Origin of the sequence: Palleniella intestinalis (assembly GCF_013166595.1) — a bacterium.
GTDB lineage: Bacteria > Bacteroidota > Bacteroidia > Bacteroidales > Bacteroidaceae > Prevotella > Prevotella intestinalis.
Map to the genome: position 1 here is coordinate 128,865 of NZ_JABKKG010000004.1, position 18,129 is coordinate 146,993.

The 18,129-nt window shown below is 49.7% G+C and carries 12 protein-coding genes and 1 tRNA gene; 9 read left to right on the top strand and 4 right to left on the bottom strand.

Annotation, left to right across the window (positions count from 1 at the left end; all coding sequences use genetic code 11):
• Positions 1-12 precede the first annotated feature (12 nt).
• From argB to topA, 3 genes are all read right to left on the bottom strand, one after another.
• Positions 13-807, bottom strand: coding sequence for an acetylglutamate kinase (gene argB, locus HPS57_RS07075; RefSeq protein ID WP_172181568.1), 795 nt, complete (start codon positions 805-807; stop codon positions 13-15).
• Positions 808-907: 100 nt separating this feature from the next.
• Positions 908-1,441, bottom strand: coding sequence for a shikimate kinase (locus HPS57_RS07080; RefSeq protein WP_172181570.1), 534 nt, complete (start codon positions 1,439-1,441; stop codon positions 908-910).
• 126 nt (positions 1,442-1,567) lie between these two features.
• On the bottom strand, positions 1,568-3,892 hold the full coding sequence (gene topA, locus HPS57_RS07085; RefSeq protein WP_172181574.1) for a type I DNA topoisomerase: 2,325 nt from the start codon (positions 3,890-3,892) through the stop codon (positions 1,568-1,570).
• Positions 3,893-4,175: 283 nt separating this feature from the next.
• Here topA and dapB point away from each other — a divergent pair, with 283 nt between their 5' ends.
• The 6 genes from dapB (at position 4,176) to HPS57_RS07115 (ending at position 11,271) form a co-directional block, all read left to right on the top strand.
• Positions 4,176-4,931, top strand: coding sequence for a 4-hydroxy-tetrahydrodipicolinate reductase (gene dapB, locus HPS57_RS07090; protein WP_172181577.1), 756 nt, complete (start codon positions 4,176-4,178; stop codon positions 4,929-4,931).
• Between the two features lie 393 nt (positions 4,932-5,324).
• The gene (gene lepB, locus HPS57_RS07095; RefSeq protein WP_172181579.1) at positions 5,325-6,767 is read left to right on the top strand and encodes a signal peptidase I; all 1,443 of its coding nucleotides are present in this window, start codon (positions 5,325-5,327) and stop codon (positions 6,765-6,767) included.
• Positions 6,768-6,917, top strand: coding sequence for a hypothetical protein (locus HPS57_RS07100; RefSeq protein WP_172181583.1), 150 nt, complete (start codon positions 6,768-6,770; stop codon positions 6,915-6,917).
• A 10-nt stretch (positions 6,918-6,927) separates the two neighbouring features.
• On the top strand, positions 6,928-7,611 hold the full coding sequence (locus HPS57_RS07105) for a WbqC family protein (RefSeq protein ID WP_172181585.1): 684 nt from the start codon (positions 6,928-6,930) through the stop codon (positions 7,609-7,611).
• 295 nt (positions 7,612-7,906) lie between these two features.
• Positions 7,907-10,135, top strand: a complete 2,229-nt coding sequence (locus tag HPS57_RS07110; protein ID WP_172181588.1) for a RecQ family ATP-dependent DNA helicase — start codon at positions 7,907-7,909, stop codon at positions 10,133-10,135.
• On the top strand, positions 10,132-11,271 hold the full coding sequence (locus tag HPS57_RS07115; RefSeq protein ID WP_172181590.1) for a DNA-processing protein DprA: 1,140 nt from the start codon (positions 10,132-10,134) through the stop codon (positions 11,269-11,271). The genes HPS57_RS07110 and HPS57_RS07115 overlap by 4 nt, the downstream gene beginning before the upstream one ends.
• A 576-nt stretch (positions 11,272-11,847) precedes the next feature.
• Here the strand turns inward: HPS57_RS07115 and HPS57_RS07120 are convergent.
• Positions 11,848-11,921, bottom strand: a tRNA-Ile gene (locus HPS57_RS07120).
• A 349-nt stretch (positions 11,922-12,270) separates the two neighbouring features.
• Between HPS57_RS07120 and pnp the strand changes: the two genes are divergently transcribed.
• The 3 genes from pnp to HPS57_RS07135 all read left to right on the top strand — a co-directional run bounded on the left by pnp (position 12,271) and on the right by HPS57_RS07135 (position 18,048).
• Positions 12,271-14,607: a polyribonucleotide nucleotidyltransferase gene (gene pnp, locus HPS57_RS07125; RefSeq protein ID WP_172181593.1), complete on the top strand. Its 2,337-nt coding sequence runs from the start codon at positions 12,271-12,273 to the stop codon at positions 14,605-14,607.
• A 115-nt stretch (positions 14,608-14,722) separates the two neighbouring features.
• Positions 14,723-17,410, top strand: coding sequence for a calcium-translocating P-type ATPase, PMCA-type (locus tag HPS57_RS07130; protein WP_369811483.1), 2,688 nt, complete (start codon positions 14,723-14,725; stop codon positions 17,408-17,410).
• 92 nt (positions 17,411-17,502) lie between these two features.
• Complete coding sequence (locus HPS57_RS07135; protein WP_172181599.1) at positions 17,503-18,048, top strand: hypothetical protein; 546 nt, start codon at positions 17,503-17,505, stop codon at positions 18,046-18,048.
• The last annotated feature ends 81 nt before the right edge of the window (positions 18,049-18,129 follow it).

Consider the following 18,129-nt stretch of genomic DNA (forward strand, 5'->3'; position numbering starts at 1 on the left):
ACTGACCAAAAATTAAATAATCATTGTTCCGGAGTTGCCGTCGATGGCGGTCGCAAGGGTTATGACAACCTTTGCCACACCGCGGTCGATGGCGTTCAGGGCGTTCTCAATCTTTGGCAGCATGCCGCCCGAGATAGTGCCGTCAGCCTTATACTCCTCAAATGACCGGTGAGTGATGACCGGAATGACGGAGTTGTCATCATCAGGATTGGCGAGCACGCCACGCTTCTCAAAGGAGTAGATGAGGGTCACATTGCCACCTTCTGCAGCCATTCCGCATGCTGTTTCCGCCGCCATTGTGTCGGCGTTGGTGTTGAGGATGTTGCCTTGTCCGTCGTGTGTCAGTGGAGCTATTACCGGTATGGCACCCTGCTTGAGCAGCTGCATGAGAGCCTTGCCGTCAGCGCGGTCGACATCGCCGACGAAGCCGAAGTCCACCATCTCCTCCTTGCCGTCAATCTCCATGCGTTTCAGCGGTCGCTTGTGGGAGCGTATGATGTCCATGTCCGCTCCTGTCAGTCCGATGGCGTTGATGCCCTTTGCCTGGAGCATCGCCACAAGGTGCTTGTTGACGAGTCCGCCGTAGACCATTGTCACGACATCGAGCATGTCGGCGTCCGTGATGCGCCGTCCTCCCACCATGTGGCTCTCTATGCCGAGCTGTGCGGCGATCTTTGTTGCACGTCGTCCGCCACCGTGGACAAGAATCTTAGGTCCTTTGATTTTGGCGAAATTGTCTATAAGTTGGCGGAGTTGTGCCTCGTCCTCGACGATAGCCCCTCCGACTTTTACTATTGTTATGTTCATGGTTATTGTTGGTCGGTAGTGTCAGTACTGTCAATATTGTCAGTATTGTCGTTGTGGTCAATACTGTCGTTACTGTCGGAATTGTCAATACTTGTCGTTACTATTGCGGTTGCTCAATGAGTTCGGCCACCTCGTCCACGGTGTCCGCTATCTTGTCGAAGCTGTCCATAGGCATGATGTCGATGGTGTGCTTCGCCTTCTCATAGAACGGAGTGCGTTGGGCAAGGGACTCGTTGATGTAGGCGAGAAGTTCCTCGTCGCTCTTTCCCAGCAGCAGTGGGCGCACACCTCTGCCCATGCGCAGGTGCTTGATGATTGTGTCAGGGTCGCCTTTCAGGAAGACAGTCTCCCCTTGGCGGTTCAGGTAGTCCATGTTGTCAAAGAAGCACGGTGTGCCCCCTCCGCAGGCGAGTACCACATCTTCAAACTCCGCAACCTCATGGAGCATGTTGTGCTCTATCTTGCGGAAACCCTCTTCGCCACGTTCGTCGAAGAGCTGTTTGACGGTCTTCCTCATCCTTGACTCTATGTACCAGTCAAGGTCGTAGAACATCAGACCGAGCTTTTTGGCGAGAGCCTTGCCGACAGTAGTCTTGCCTGCTCCCATGTAGCCAATAAGTATGATTCTTTTCATTTTGTTGTTTTCAGGCAGCGAGGGTGGCACTGCCTATGGTTTTGTTGTCGTTTGCTGCCATTATGCCGTGACGCTCCCTTTCCCGCATGTAGACAGATGGGGAAGGGGAGCGTCAGGGGTGGATGACTATTGTTTCTTTGCCGCGCGTTTTGACTGTACAGGGTTGTTGACAACCTCCATACACTCCTCGTAGGTGAGTTCGCGTACACGCTCATGGAGAGCTTTCGGCAGGCGGTAGTTCTTGCCGTCAAACTGTATGTAAGGGCCGTAGCGTCCGTTGAGCAGCTGCATCTTCTCGTCCTCTTCGAAAGTCTTGATGTAACGCTCCTCCTCCTGCCTGCGCTTCTCGACAATAAGTCGTACGGCACATTCGAGGTCAGCCTTCATGGGGTCGATGTCCTTAGGCAGCGACACATACTTCTTGTTATGCAGGATGTAAGGGCCGAAGCGTCCTGCGCCGACAGTGATGATATGCCCCTCGTAAGTGCCCAAGCGGCGTGGCAGGGCGAAGAGGGCAAGAGCCTCCTCGAGGGTTATTGTCTCCATGGACTTGTCTGCCGGAAGCTGTGCGAAGCGAGGCTTCTCCTCGTCATCGGCGGTGCCTATCTGCACGACAGGCCCGTAGCGTCCTATCTTGACGAATACAGGTTTGCCGCTCTTGGGGTCGGTTCCTATCTCGCGCTCTCCCGCCTTATGTTCCGAACGTGAGTTGATTGTCGCCTCGACGGTCTTGTCAAACTCGCCGTAGAATTCCTTTATCATGTCGTTCCATGGCTCTTTGCCCTCTGCGATCTCATCAAACTTCTCCTCGACTTTGGCAGTGAAGTTGTAGTCCATGATGTTCGGGAAGAACCGGATAAGGAAATCGTTGACAACGATGCCGATGTCCGTCGGCAGCAGTTTGCCCTTGTCGGAGCCTGCCATTTCCTTTTTCGTGCGTGAGGAGATGACCGTTCCGCGCAGGGTGTCGATGACATACTGGCGTTCGACACCTTTCTTGTCGCCCTTCTGGACATATCCGCGCTGCTGTATGGTGGAGATTGTCGGCGCGTAGGTTGATGGGCGACCGATGCCAAGCTCCTCAAGTTTATGGACAAGTGACGCTTCCGTGTAGCGCAAAGGCGACTGTGAGAAACGTTCCGTGGAAGTTATCTCACGGCGCTCAAGTTCCTGTCCCACAGTGAACTGCGGCAGTAGGTGTCCGTCCTCCTCGTCCTGCTGCTCGTCGTCACGGCTTTCCGCATAGACCTTCAGGAAGCCGTCGAACTTCACCACCTCGCCCTGTGCGATGAACTTCTCCACGGTTTCGCTGACGCTTATCGTCACCTGAGTCTTCTCAAGCTCAGCGTCAGCCATCTGTGAAGCTATGGTACGCTTGCGGATAAGGTCATAGAGGCGGCGTTCCTGCACCGTTCCCTCGATTTTCACCTTGTCCATGTAAGTCGGGCGGATAGCCTCGTGAGCCTCCTGCGCGCCCTTTGCCTTTGTCTGGTAGTTGCGCGGGCGGCTGTATTCCTCGCCATATTCCTTGATGATGTCCTCCTTTGACGCGCCGATGCAGAGCTTGGAGAGGTTCACGGAGTCGGTACGCATGTAGGTGATGAGACCGTTCTCGTACAGGTGCTGTGCCACCATCATCGTCTGGGAGACAGTGTAGCCAAGTTTGCGTGCCGCCTCCTGCTGGAGTGTGGACGTCGTGAACGGTGGTGCCGGTGTGCGGTGGAGCGGCTTCTTCTGTATGTCAGCCACCTTGAACTCTGCCGTGCGGCACTTGCCGAGGAATGACTGTGCCTCGTCATGAGTCTTGAAACGGCGGTCAAGTTCCGCCTTGACCTCTATAGGATGACCGTCTTCTTCGATTGTGAAGATGGCGTTCACGCGGTAGTAAGGCTCCGACTTGAAATGCTGCACTTCGCGCTCACGCTCCACGATAAGCCTTACAGCCACCGACTGCACACGTCCTGCCGAGAGAGCCGGCTTGACCTTGCGCCAAAGCACCGGTGACAGTTTGAAGCCCACAAGACGGTCAAGCACGCGGCGTGCCTGCTGCGCATCGACAAGGTTCATGTCAAGGCGGCGCGGATGCTCTATGGCATCGAGTATGGCAGGTTTCGTGATTTCGTGGAACACGATGCGTTCCGTCTTCTGCTCATCCAGCCCGAGCACTTCGCAAAGGTGCCATGAGATGGCCTCTCCCTCGCGGTCCTCATCGGATGCGAGCCAGACCTTGTCTGCCTTCTTCGCCTGTGTGCGCAGTTCGTTGACGAGCTTCTTCTTCTCCTCGGGAATCTCATACTCAGGGCTGAGGCTCTCAAGGTCGATGCTTATCTCCTTCTTCTTCAAGTCGCGGATGTGCCCATAGGACGACATGACCTTGTACTCCTTGCCGAGGAATTTCTCGATAGTCTTCGCCTTGGCAGGACTCTCCACGATGACCAAGTTCTCTTTCATTGTAGATTCTATTGTAATGTTTTCTTATTCTTGATTAGTGCTTTGTTCTCGCATTTCCCTTGCGGGCACAATGGTTTCGGGGCGCAAAAATACTCAAAATAATCTTGTTCACATTATTATATAGTTAATTGTTATGTTTTTTTAAGATACACATTACAAATAATGCTAAATATTGTTATGTACGTGTGTGTATGTGCGAAGAAATGAGTACATTTGCATTAGTATGGTTACGCATAATAACCTATAACCCAAAACCTTTAACCCACAACTCTCAAAAAAGAAAATGAAAATAGCACTCATAGGGTACGGCAAAATGGGGCGTATGATAGAGCAGATTGCTCTCTCGCGAGGCCACGAGATTGTCAGTATCATTGACGTTGACAACCAGCAGGATTTCGAGTCCGAGGCGTTCGCTTCGGCAGATGTGGCGATAGAGTTCACCGCACCGCATGTGGCTTACGGCAACTATCTGAAGGCATGGAAGGCAGGCGTGAAGGTCGTCTCCGGTTCCACAGGATGGCTCAAGGAGCACGGCGCCGATGTCCGCAAGGCATGCGAGGAGGAGGGAAAGACACTCTTCTGGGCATCAAACTTCTCGATAGGTGTGGCGATATTCTCCGCCGTCAACAAGTATTTGGCGAAAATCATGAACTCTTTCCCGCAGTACGACGTGGAGGAGACAGAGACGCACCACATCCACAAACTCGACCATCCGTCGGGCACCGGCATCACGCTTGCCGAGCAAATCGTGGACAACCTTGACCGCAAGAGCGGCTGGCAGGTGGGAACGGTGACGAACCCTGACGGCTCTGTGACTCCTGCGGAGGGCACTAACCCTGACAAACTGACAATCAACTCCATACGCGAGGGTGAGGTTCCGGGCATCCACTCCGTCACTTACGACAGCGAGGCTGACTGCATAACCATCACCCACGACGCCCATTCGCGCCAAGGATTCGCCCTCGGAGCAGTCCTTGCTGCGGAGTTCACGGCGGAGAATGAGGGACTGCTGACAATCGACGATATGTTCAAGTTCTGAGGAAACGCCTGTCAATTCCACTTGAAAGCAGCGTTGTTGTGGATTGTTGCCCTTGGAAAAGCACTGTCGGACATGTCGTAGAAAGTGTTGCAGAGCATTGTCTCTGTGCGTGTTTCCATACGGCTATTGTATTCGGATATGTTTCTGAAGGTGTGGCAGAGCCACACCTTCAGAGGCAGCTTGCCGGATTATGCAAGTTCGGGATTGGCAAAACAAAAGGTAACACTTCACCAAGCAAAGTGTTACCTTTGACCATGCAAAGTCTTACCTTTCACACAGCGAAATACTACCTTTTGCAAAACGCTGATTATCAGGTGTTTTTTATACCCCTAAACCCAATAGTTAAAAACGTATATATTCCACGGTGGTACCAACACAACCCACCTTTCAAAAATGGTAAAGAGAAACATAAAAAAACAAGAGCCTAACAAGGCGGTGCAATGGGCGAAATTCGCCATTGTGACAGTGCTCTACCTCCTCTTCCTCTACTGGGTGGAGTCATGGTGGGGACTCCTCGTCGTGCCATTCATCTACGACGCGTACATCTCACGCAAGATCAACTGGCAGTGGTGGCGCGATTCTGACGACATGACGCGCTTCATCATGTCGTGGGTCGATGCCATCGTCTTCGCACTCGTGGCTGTCTATTTCATCAACCTGTTCTTCTTTCAGAACTATGTCATACCGTCAAGTTCCTTGGAAAAGTCACTCCTCACAGGCGACTATCTCTGCGTCAGCAAAGTAGCCTATGGTCCGCGCATACCGCAGACTCCGCTCACCATGCCGCTCACACAGCACACCATGCCGCTCATCGGATGCAAAAGCTACATAGAGTTCCCGCAATGGGAGTACCGCCGTGCAAAAGGACTCGGCAAGGTGGAGCTTAACGACATCGTCGTGTTCAACTATCCTGCGGGCGACACACTCGTTTCGGAAGAGCGCTATGCGACGGAATTCTACCGGCTGGCGTATGATTATGGTAAGCAATGTATTGAGCTCAACGCACCGATAGACTCTCTTACGCCAATGCAGCAGCGCGCTCTGTATGCCGCTTATTATGAGGCGGGAAAACAGTATATAAGGCAAAATCCTAACGAGTATGGCGACATCATCACACGCCCTGTCGACCGCCGCGAGAACTACGTGAAGCGCTGCGTCGGACTGCCGGGACAGACCTTGCAGATTAAGGACCGCATCATTTATCTTGACGGAAAGGCGAACAAGGAGCCGGACAATGTGCAGTACACTTACAACATCAAGCTCCAATCGCGTATCCCAGAAGACCTCATGGAGTCACTTGGCATCTCCATAGAGGATATCACGCAACTCAACCAGTATGGCTGTATGCCGCTGACAAAGCGCGCCTATGAGGTGCTTAAATCACGCAAGGACATCGTCAAGAGTATCTCCATAAACACCGATTCCCCTACGGGCGACCTCTATCCGCTCAATGCAAGGACGGGCTGGACACGCGACAACTACGGCCCTGTGTGGATTCCACAGAAGGGAAAGTCCGTGAAGCTTGACATCAACAACATCGCCGTCTACGAACGTCCTATACGCACCTATGAGGGCAACGACCTCGTTGTCACTGACGACGGCAAGATTCTCATCAACGGGAAAGAAGCCGCGTCCTACACATTCAAGATGGACTACTACTGGATGATGGGCGACAACCGCCACAATTCCGCAGACTCCCGCTATTGGGGCTTCGTCCCCGAGGACCACATCGTGGGCAAACCGCTCTTCATCTGGTGGTCCTCCGACCCTGACCGCAAGGGCTTCTCCGGCATCCGCTGGCACCGCCTGTTCACATGGGTGGACAACATCAAGTAATTGTCTGTCGGTGTCTCATTTGCCGTCAGTATTGTCACTCCCGGCATTGCTATCAGTATTGTCGCTCCCGGCATTACTATCAGTATTGTCAATACTGTCACTCTTGACATTACTGCCACTCCTGACATTACTGTCAATATTGTCCCATAATAAACACACAATGCTCCTCTCAACAACATATTTCGGGCCTGTGCAATGGTACTCACTCCTGAGCCGTTGCATAGGCTCCCGCGTTTCCATAGAAGCCCGGGAATCCTTCCTAAAGCAGACCTACCGCAACCGCTGCGTCATAGCCACCGCCGACGGCACACAAGCACTCACAATCCCCGTGACCCACGCCGGCAGCCACCTCATCAAGGACATCCGCATCTCCGACCACGGCAACTGGCGCCACCTCCATTGGCAGGCGCTCTGCACCGCCTATGGCGAATCCGCCTTCTTCGAGTACTATCAGGATGACATCCGTCCCTTCTTCATCGACGAAGGTCCGGCATCTCCCGTCCGCCATACCTACCTCCTCGACTACAACATGTCCTCCGCCGAACTCCTCTGCCGCCTCCTCGACCTCGACATTTCCTTCGATTTCACCGAGGAATTCATCCCCTCCTCCCAACTCCCCACACAACCCGACTACCGCACCCTTATTTCCCCGAAAGCAAGACCTTCAGCCCCTGTACTCTCACAAGATGCACCACCTGTTGACATCATATTCACCCCCAAACCCTATTACCAAGTCTACCGTGACCGCCACGGTTTCCTTCCCAACCTCTCCATCCTCGACCTCCTCTTCAACGAAGGTCCGGAATCAATAAAATACCTGTTGCCCAAAGAATGTAGTGTATAAGTCGTTGTTTAATTATAAAGTCTCTATACAGTTAATGTTTTTTTTCGTTGGTTTGTTCGTGATATTGAAAATTATTCACTAATTTTGCAGTAGAAATATACCAAACATGGTTTATATAAAATGAAGACTGTATAGTATTCTATAATAGGAGGCGTAGGAGGTCTGGTACGAGATGGATGTATAACCATAAATGTTTCCACTGATACTGTGATGAGGTCTTATATCCAATATTTGTATGTAATCTCCGCATCAATGCTTGTTGTAGCGCATTAAGAATAAAAAGAAAATAATTATAATGAGATATATAATAAGCAGACAAGAAGCTGAAATCAGGCTGAAGAAAATTTTCGACTTGGATCATTTTTATGATGAACAATGGTGCGCCATAGAAAGAATTCTTAGCGGAGAGCGCATCCTTATGATTGAACGTACAGGCTTCGGCAAATCCCTATGTTATCAATTTCCGGCAATTCTGTTTGAGGGTGTCACTGTCGTTTTTTCTCCTTTGATTGCCCTGATGCGCGACCAGGTGCGTAGCCTATGCCAACGTGGTATTTCTGCTGCCTATATTAACTCGGAACAATCCCACGATGAGAATATGGAAGCAATACAGCGTGCATTGAATAACGAAATCAAGATTTTGTATATTGCTCCGGAAAGACAAGAAAACAAGGAATGGATAGAAGCCACTCGCCATATAAAGTTGTCGATGGTGGTCATCGATGAAGCACATACCATATCAACTTGGGGACATGATTTCAGGCCCTCCTTCCGTAGAATTATCAGTCTTGTACAGTTGCTTCCTGTCAACTTGCCAATTCTGGCTACAACTGCCACCGCAACGAAAAGAGTGCAAAATGACATTGAACAACAGATAGGTGACCGACTTACGACCATCAGAGGAAACCTCGCTCGACCTAATTTCTATATGCAAGTGATTAGAGTTCAATCAGAAGATGAGAAGATGATATGGTTAGCTTCTAATCTTGATTCTTTTGAAGGCACAGGCCTTATCTATACAGGGACAAGAATCGATACTGAAATATATGCAAAATGGATCCAGTTCGTTGGTATTAGTGCTACAGATTACAATGCTGGTTTTGATGCTCAGACGCGGAAGTCAATTGAAAAAGGCTTGATGCAGAATCAATGGAAATGCGTAATATCAACTAATGCGCTTGGAATGGGCATAGATAAACCGGATATTCGTTTCATCATTCATACCCAAATACCGGCGTCACCAATACATTATTATCAAGAAATAGGACGAGCCGGGCGTGATGGTAAGCCTACACGTATCATATTGTTTTACAATGAAAAGAAAGAAAAAAATGGAATCGCAACGGATTCCCTCCTTCCTTGCTCTTTCATAGAAGGTGCACGTCCAACAACAAATAAATATCAAAAGGTAATATCTTTATTGCAGGAGGAGCCACTGTCTGAACGTGAAGTAACAAAGATGGCTAACCTTAAGCAGAATCAAGTGAGAGTGATAAAAGCAGACTTGATAGACCAAGGTATCATTAAGGAAGTTCTGTATGGCAAAATAAAAAAATACGAGTATCAGTTTAATGCTCCACAACTTAATATAGAAAATTTCGAGAAACAGCGAGAAAAGAAGTTACAAGAACTTCATTCGATGGAGAAGTATGTCTATACAGATATGCCAAGAATGGAATACCTGTGTTCTTTCCTTGACAGTGACGAACAAGCAACTTACACCAATTGCGACAACACCAATCTTGAAAAACTAAGTGTACCAGTAGTTCCTGAACTTTCAGACAAACTAGAAGAATTTAGAGATACATATTTCCCGTCTCTCGATATGGCATCCTGGACCAAAAGAAAGGGAGACTTTCGAGTTTGTTATATATCTCCTAATACAATTATTGTGGAGAGAACTAACAAGGATGAGTCTGGAGTAGTCATCGGGCATTCACAAACAGAATATACAAATGTTATCAGGCGCTCTGATTATACACAAGAAGAGGTCTTGGTTATCAAAGAACACCTTGCTAAATGTTCGCGATTGGTAAATGGTTATGCGGCTTCATATTATGGTGTATCCAATGTGGGCGCTGCACTCCATAGAAGTAAGTATGAGAATGGTGGAGATTTTCCTTATTTCCTCTTGAAAAAGACATTGTCTGTATTTGGTAAAAAACTCAAAGGGGTGCATTTTGACTTGCTCCTGTATGTGCCACCGACAAAGTCAGGAGATTTGGTTAAGAATTTCGCAATTAAGTTTGCACATGTAATTGGTGTTCCGTTGAGCCACGATTTGATTAAGATTTGTGCTACACAAGAACAGAAGATGTTTCAAAATAAATATGGGAAACAAGAGAATGTAGCTGGAGTGTTTGACATTGATGAAGATATCGTTAGAGGAAAAACTATTATATTGCTTGATGATATATATGATAGTGGTGCAACACTTAAGGAGATAGGTAAAATATTAACACAGAAAGGGGCGAAATGTATCGTTCCTCTCGTAATAGCAAAAACAGTAGGAAATACAATATGATACAAAAAGAATTGACTTATTGGATTACACTTGCGTTAATACCTAAAATGTGGACAAAACGCAAGAATGAGATATATGTAAACTGTTATACACACAAACCTCAGATATCAATAATCGAATTGTTTGAAGAGTCTTCAAATTGGGATGTTATAGGGCTGAATGAGGAGGAAAAAGAACAATTTAATGAAGCACGAAAACAGTTGTCTAACAACTCTTTTCTTGTTGAGGAGATGATTGCTCAGGGGTATGATATTTTGCCTATCACTCATGGAGAATATCCTAAACTATTGAAGGAAAATCTGAAGTATAATGCCCCTACGGTGATATACTCAAAAGGTAATAAGGCTTTACTGAACGATGCTTCAATTGCAATCGTAGGATCAAGAAACGCAGATTCAGTATCTCTTTCCTTTACTGATAATATAGCAAAGAAGGCTGTGACAGAAAATAAGGTGGTTGTTAGTGGTTTTGCAAAGGGGGTTGACAGACAAGCTTTAGATTCCGCTGTCGGAGCAGAGGGAAAGAGCATAATTGTTTTACCGCAAGGTATAATGACGTTTGTTTCAGGTTTTAAGCAGTATTTTAAGCATATAGCACAAGGAAGAATTCTTGTTATGAGTACTTTTGCACCAAAAGCACCTTGGTCAGTGGAATTTGCAATGGCTCGTAACCCTATCATCTATGGAATGGCATCAGAAATTTTTGTAGCACAAAGTGATGACAAAGGTGGTACTTGGTCTGGCGTTATTGCTGGGCTTCGAAAAGAATGTCCTATCTTCGTAAGATACCCGGAGAAAAAAGAAAAAAACGCAAATCTGCAACTCATTCAAAAAGGAGCCAAAGCTATCGATATAAAAGGAAATATATTGAAACCAGATCCTGAAGAATTGAAGACGCCAGATCAACAGCAAAAGGAAAAGTTAGATATGGACATACTGTCTATTCTTAATAGTGTAGAACGTATCTCAGCAAAAGATATTGTTGGACGTTTGAACATTGACTGGAAAGATGACAAGATGAAACGCTATCTTGGCGGTTTAGAACAAGTGAAAAGAAAGAAAATAGGACGTTATGTGTATTTCTATGTGAAGAAAGAACATCAAAAAGACCTGTTTTCTGACATAGATATTGATTGAATTAAGCATACATATGCCAATGAATGGACTTAAGTGATAAATAACGTGAGTGCGATTGAATTTCAATTGTTTAAGAATTTGATTGAAAATAATAGTAACTTTATCAAAGGTCGTGTTATTAGTTCTTCAAAAGATGTTCGATAAGTATCAGTTGAAATCGTTGTTTTCGAAAAAAAAGTATTATTTATCCGATAGGATTTGTATGCTTTGACATGGTGCCCCCATTTGTACCCCAATAAAATTTGGAATCGCTTGTGGAATGTCGTACCTTTGCGCACTGTAATCGAAACCGATATGGATTTATTACTGTCCGCTAAAACTTGAATGTCCTATTTAATCCTTTTCTTTTCTCGGACAGCCGAGATATTGAATGTGTGAAGACCTTATTGAGGTAAAATCTATAAGAAGAGCCATAAACAGGGAAATAGGGGCTTGTCTAAGCATAAAATCTGTCAGAACAGGACGTTAATCATGTTTAGCGGACAGTAATAATATGGATTACAGTGTTCTTTGACATGCTTATCATACATGAAAAAAAAAGCACCTATGGTATTCCATAAGTGCTTTTTCATCGTGTGGACCAGCCTGGGCTTGAACCAGGGACCTCCAGATTATGAGTCTGTTGCTCTAACCAACTGAGCTACAAGTCCAATGAAAGCCATCGTTTCAGACGCATCTGAGCAGTGCAGTAAAAACATCGCCGGTGGAGCGGGATGGAAAAGCTGCTGCCTGATTGCGGGTGCAAAGGTAGTAAGAATAATTGAAAAATACAAGAAATGTTTCCTTAAAAAAACATAATAATGGGTGAAAAACATCATTATGGTTCGTTTGTTTGGCATAATTTAGGTAAATTTGCAAGGATTTTTATAAAGGACTTGCTTTATGGAAGCGATGCTGCGGTGACACGGGTGTGGACTCGGCATGTGTTGTTTCCCAAGGTTTTTCCGAGATGTTTTATTTTGGGCGTAATGCCCGTTAGATGTTTTTTTATTAAAAGAAATGAACGTAATTACAAAGACAGTCTCATTGCCTGACGGACGTCAGATTACTATTGAGACAGGAAAGTTGGCTAAGCAGGCGGACGGCAGCTGTACGCTCCGTATGGGCAACACGGTCCTCCTTGCTACTGTATGCGCTGCGAAGGATGCAGTGCCCGGAACAGACTTCATGCCTCTTCAGGTGGAATACCGTGAGCAGTATGCTGCTGCGGGCCGTTTCCCGGGAGGTTTCACAAAGCGTGAGGGTAAGGCGAGTGACGACGAGATTCTGACTTGCCGTCTTGTTGACCGCGCTCTCCGTCCACTTTTCCCAAGCGACTACCATGCTGAGGTGTTCGTGAATGTTATCCTCTTCTCCGCTGACGGAGTAGACCAGCCGGACGCTCTTGCCGGATTTGCGGCATCATGCGCCCTCGCTTGTTCAGACATTCCGTTTGAGTTCCCTATCTCCGAGGTGCGTGTGGCACGCATCAACGGCGAGTATGTCATCAACCCGACATTTGCCCAGATGGCTGAGGCTGACATGGACCTCATGGTCGGTGCGACAGCTGACAACATCATGATGGTGGAGGGTGAGATGAAGGAAGTGCAGGAGGCTGACCTTCTTAACGCGCTCAAGGCAGCCCATGCGGCTATCAAGCCTATGTGCGAGATGCAGTACGAGCTGATGAAGGAGCTTGGCACAGACGTCAAGCGCGAGTACTGCCACGAGGTCAACGACGACGAGCTGAAGGAGCAGGTGAAGACAGACTGCTACCAGAAGGCTTACGACGTTGTCAAGCAGGCTCTCGAGAAGCACGCACGTGCTGAGGCTTTTGAGCAGATAAAGGAAGAGTTCAAGGAGGCATACGCTGCCGCTCATGCTGACCTTACAGAGGACGAGATGGAAGAGAAGTTCGCTCTCGTCGATAAGTACTACCACGATGTGGAGAAGGACGCCATGCGCCGCTGCATCCTTGACGAGGGTGTTCGTCTCGACGGTCGTAAGACAACAGACATCCGCCCTATATGGTGCGAGGTTTCTCCGCTGCCAATGCCTCACGGCTCCTCTATCTTCACACGTGGCGAGACACAGTCACTGACAACAGTAACCCTCGGCAACAAGATGGATGAGAAGCTTGTTGACAACGTTCTCGACAAGAGCTACATGCGCTTCCTCCTCCACTACAACTTCCCTCCATTCTGTACAGGCGAGGCTAAGCCACAGCGTGGTGTAGGCCGCCGCGAGATTGGTCACGGTCATCTCGCATGGCGCGGATTGAAGGGTCAGATACCTTCCGACTTCCCTTACACAGTGCGTGTCGTTTCACAGATACTCGAGTCAAACGGTTCTTCATCAATGGCTACAGTCTGCGCAGGCACACTCGCATTGATGGATGCTGGTGTTCCTATGAAGAAGCCTGTATCAGGCATCGCAATGGGACTTATCAAGAACCCCGGCGAGGACAAGTATGCAGTGCTCTCTGACATCCTTGGCGATGAGGACCACCTTGGCGACATGGACTTCAAGACCACAGGTACAAAGGACGGTCTGACAGCCACACAGATGGACATCAAGTGCGACGGACTCTCTTACGAGATTCTCGAAAAGGCTCTTGCGCAGGCAAAGGCAGGTCGTGAGCACATACTCAACTGCATCACAGACACAATCGCAGAGCCACGTGCAGAGATGAAGCCACAGGTTCCACGCATTGTCTCCATCGACATCCCTAAGGAGTTCATCGGTGCTGTGATAGGTCCGGGCGGAAAGATTATCCAGCAGATGCAGGAAGAGACCAACACAACAATCACCATCGAAGAGGCTGACGGCGTAGGTCACGTACAGGTAAGCGCACCTAACAAGGACTCTATCGATGCGGCACTCGCAAAGATTAAGGCCATCGTTGCCATTCCAGAGATTGGCGAGGTATATGACGGTACAGTGCGTTCCATCATGCCTTACGGCTGCTTCGTAGAGATCATGCCGGGCAAGGACGGACTTCTCCACATCTCGGAGATAGACTGGAAGCGTCTTGAGACTGTCGAAGAGGCTGGAATCAAGGAGGGTGACCACATCCAGGTGAAGCTGATTGACATCGACCAGAAGACCGGCAAGTACAAGCTCTCCCACCGTGTGCTCATCGAAAAGCCGGAGGGATACGTCGAGCGTGAGCGCCGTCCGCGCCCTGAGCGTGGCGAACGCCGCGAGCGTCCACAGCGCGGCGACCGCCCACAGCGTGGTGAGCGCCGTCCACGTCCTTCATTCAACAACAGCGAGGCTGACCGGGAAGCTCCTGCACAGCCGGCAGTGGAAACTCCAAAGGACTTCACTGATGCGCTTGACAAGTTTGACTTCTAAGAAGGAAAACCATAGATAAAGATTCCCACCGCTCCACAATAACAAGTGGAGTGGTGGGAATTATTGTTTTAAATAACGTTGTGTCAATATTGTCAGTTCTGTCAATAATGACAATATTGACAATTGTGCCGGTAATGGCAAACTTACAAAAAAACCACCTGCCAATATGATTTCAGGACTTACCGACCAAGAGGTTTCCGACTCGCGCCGCGAGCATGGATGGAACCTTCTCACACCTCCCAAGAAGCAGTCCCTTTGGGTGCTCTATCTTGAGAAATACAAAGACCCGATAATAAAGATACTCCTTGTCGCCGCCTGCGTGTCACTCATCCTGGCAGTGATAGAGGGCGAGTATATAGAGACCATAGGCATCTTCTTCGCCATCTTCCTCGCCACCACTGTGGGCTTCCTCTTCGAGATGGACGCCGCACGGAAATTCGATGTGCTCACACAGCTGAACGAGGAGCAGCAGGTCAAGGTCATACGCAACGGACAAGTGATGCTCATCCCGCGTAAGGAGATTGTCGTGGGCGACACAGTACTTGTCGAGACTGGCGATGAGATACCCGCCGACGGCGTTCTTAACGAGAGCAACTCGCTCCAGATTGACGAATCGATGCTCACAGGTGAGCCTATCGCCACAAAAAGCGTGGCAAGCTCCGCGACAGACAGCCACCACGAGACTGCCTACGCTGCCAACTACGTCATGCGTTCGACAATGGTGATGAACGGCAGAGGACGTTTTGTTGTCACCGCTGTGGGCGATGCCACCGAAATAGGCAAGGTTGCACGCTCTTCAAGTGAGAAATCCGCCGTGAAGACTCCGTTGACTTTGCAGCTTGACCGCCTTGGAAAACTCATCAACAAGTTCGGTTTCTCACTCTCAATCCTCTCCGCCGTGCTCTTCCTCGGCCACGACATCCTTGTCAACCCATTGTGGGAAACCTTCGGCAAAGCCGGCGCGGACTACCTCGCCATGGCACATATCGTGCTGAAATACTTCATGATGGCTGTCACACTCATCGTTATGGCTGTGCCCGAAGGCCTGCCTATGGCTGTCACCTTGTCACTTGCGCTCAACATGCGGCGCATGCTCAAGAGCAACAACCTTGTCCGCACGCTCCACGCCTGTGAGACAATGGGCGCGGTGACCGTCATCTGCACCGACAAGACCGGCACACTGACCGAGAACCGCATGACGGTGCAGGAATGCTCCGTGCCTGTCTCCGGCAAGGAAAGGATGGATGACAGTGTGGTGCAGGAGATATACAAAGGCATAGCCGTCAACACCACCGCCCACCTCGACGGTGCGAAAGGCATAGGTAATCCGACGGAGGTAGCCCTCCTCCTGTGGCTCAAGGAGCACGGCGTGGATTACCTTGCGCTGCGCCAAGAGGCAGAGATTGTGGAACAGAAGCCTTTCTCCACAGAGACAAAGCAGATGACCACCATCGTTCGCAATGCCGACGGCACGACACATACCTACGTGAAAGGCGCTCCGGAGATAGTCCTTGCACAATGCGTCATCACTCCCGACGCCCTCGCCGAGATACGCAAGACGCTCCTCGGCTACCAGCAGAAGGCCATGCGCACCCTTGCCCTTGCCTGCGACGGCATGCTTCAGGCTGTGGTGGGCATCTCCGATCCTGTACGCAAGGATGTGCCGGAGGCTGTCAGCCGTTGCCATGATGCAGGCATAGAAGTGAAGATCGTCACCGGCGATGTCGATGCCACAGCACGCGAGATAGCACGACAGATAGGTATTCTTGATGCCGACGGCAACGCCGTCCGTGGCGGTTCACTGTCCGTAAAGGCAGGAACTGAGCGTCTGAGCATAAGCGGCGCAGAGTTTGCTGCCCTTTCTGACGACGAGGCGGCAAAGGTGGCCAAGAGCCTTTGCGTAATGTCCCGTGCCCGTCCTCAGGACAAGCAGCGCCTTGTACGCCTGCTCCAGCAGCAGGGACAGGTGGTCGCTGTGACAGGCGACGGCACTAACGACGCCCCTGCGCTCAACCATGCCCATGTCGGACTGTCGCTCGGCTCAGGCACGAATGTGGCGAAGGAGGCCTCTGACATGACCCTTCTCGACGACTCTTTCGGCAGCATTGCCAACGCCGTCATGTGGGGACGCTCCCTGTACCGCAATATCCAGCGCTTCCTCTACTTCCAGCTTGTCGTCAATGTGGCGGCACTCCTGCTTGTCATCGCAGGCTCTCTCGTAGGCACGGAGATGCCGCTGACGGTGACACAGATATTGTGGGTGAACATCATCATGGACACTTTCGCCGCCCTCGCCCTTGCATCGCTCCCTCCTTCACGTGATGTGATGAGGGACAAGCCGCGCCGTCAGACAGACTTTATCCTCAATGCGCAGATCGTCAGAGGTATCATCGCCACAGGACTGGTTATGTTTGCCGTGATGTTTGTCTATCTCCTCTACTGCGAATACGGGTTTGATCTCTTCGGCGGCGACACCAACCATGCAGGCGTAGACCCTCGCGAGCTGACCCGCTTCTTCACATTCTTCGTCATGCTCCAATGGTGGAATCTCTTCAACGCTCGCTGCATAGGCTCCGACCGTAGCGCTTTCCGCCGTCTGTGGGCGGCAAGGGGCTTCTTGTTTGTGCTCCTCGGCATACTCGCAGGCCAGTGGATTATAGTGCAGTATGGCGGTCAGATGTTCCGCTGTGTGCCACTCTCCGCGACCGATTGGGGCATAATCATTGCCGTCACCTCTCCGGTGCTTTGGGCAGGTGAGATATATCGCCTGACGAAAGGTTATCTTTCGCCAGGCAAAAGGTAACGGTTGACCGTATAAAAGGTTACTTTTTACACCGTGAAAGGTAACCTTTTGTTTTAGTAATAGTAACCATTTGAAAAACAATATGTTGCATTATGCGAAACGAACAGATGCGATACGCTGCCACGATAGGCTTCTTTGACGGTGTCCACCGTGGCCACCGCCATGTCATTGCCCGTCTGAAGGCGTTTGCCGAGGATAGGGGCTTGCACACGCTCCTTGTCACTTTCAGCAACCATCCCATGGACATCATCCGCCCCGGCAGTGCCCCGGAGCTGCTCCTGCCTTACGATGAGAAGATGAGGCGGTTGCGTGCGACGGGTGTGGACAAGGTCATTGCCTATCCTTTTGACAGGGGAATGATGGACATGCCGGCACGGGACTTCATGGAGCATGTGCTCCGTGACGGGCTTGGTGTGCGCCTTCTGATGATAGGTTATGATAACCGTTTCGGCAGGCGTGACGCTTCCGAGACCTTCGAGACTTATGTCCGTTACGGCGAAGAGCTGGGCGTCGAGGTCGTGGAAGGCCCTCGTCCCGAGTTGAGCGGACTGTTTGAGGGGCGTCCTGTCTCCTCCTCGCTACTACGTGAGCTGATTAAGGAGGGCAGGGAAGAGGATGCCCACAGTCTGATGATGTGAGGGCTTGGTGACTATAATTCTGCATCATGGCGCATCACGTTATATCATGTTGCATCATGGGGTAGCACGTCGCATCATGTT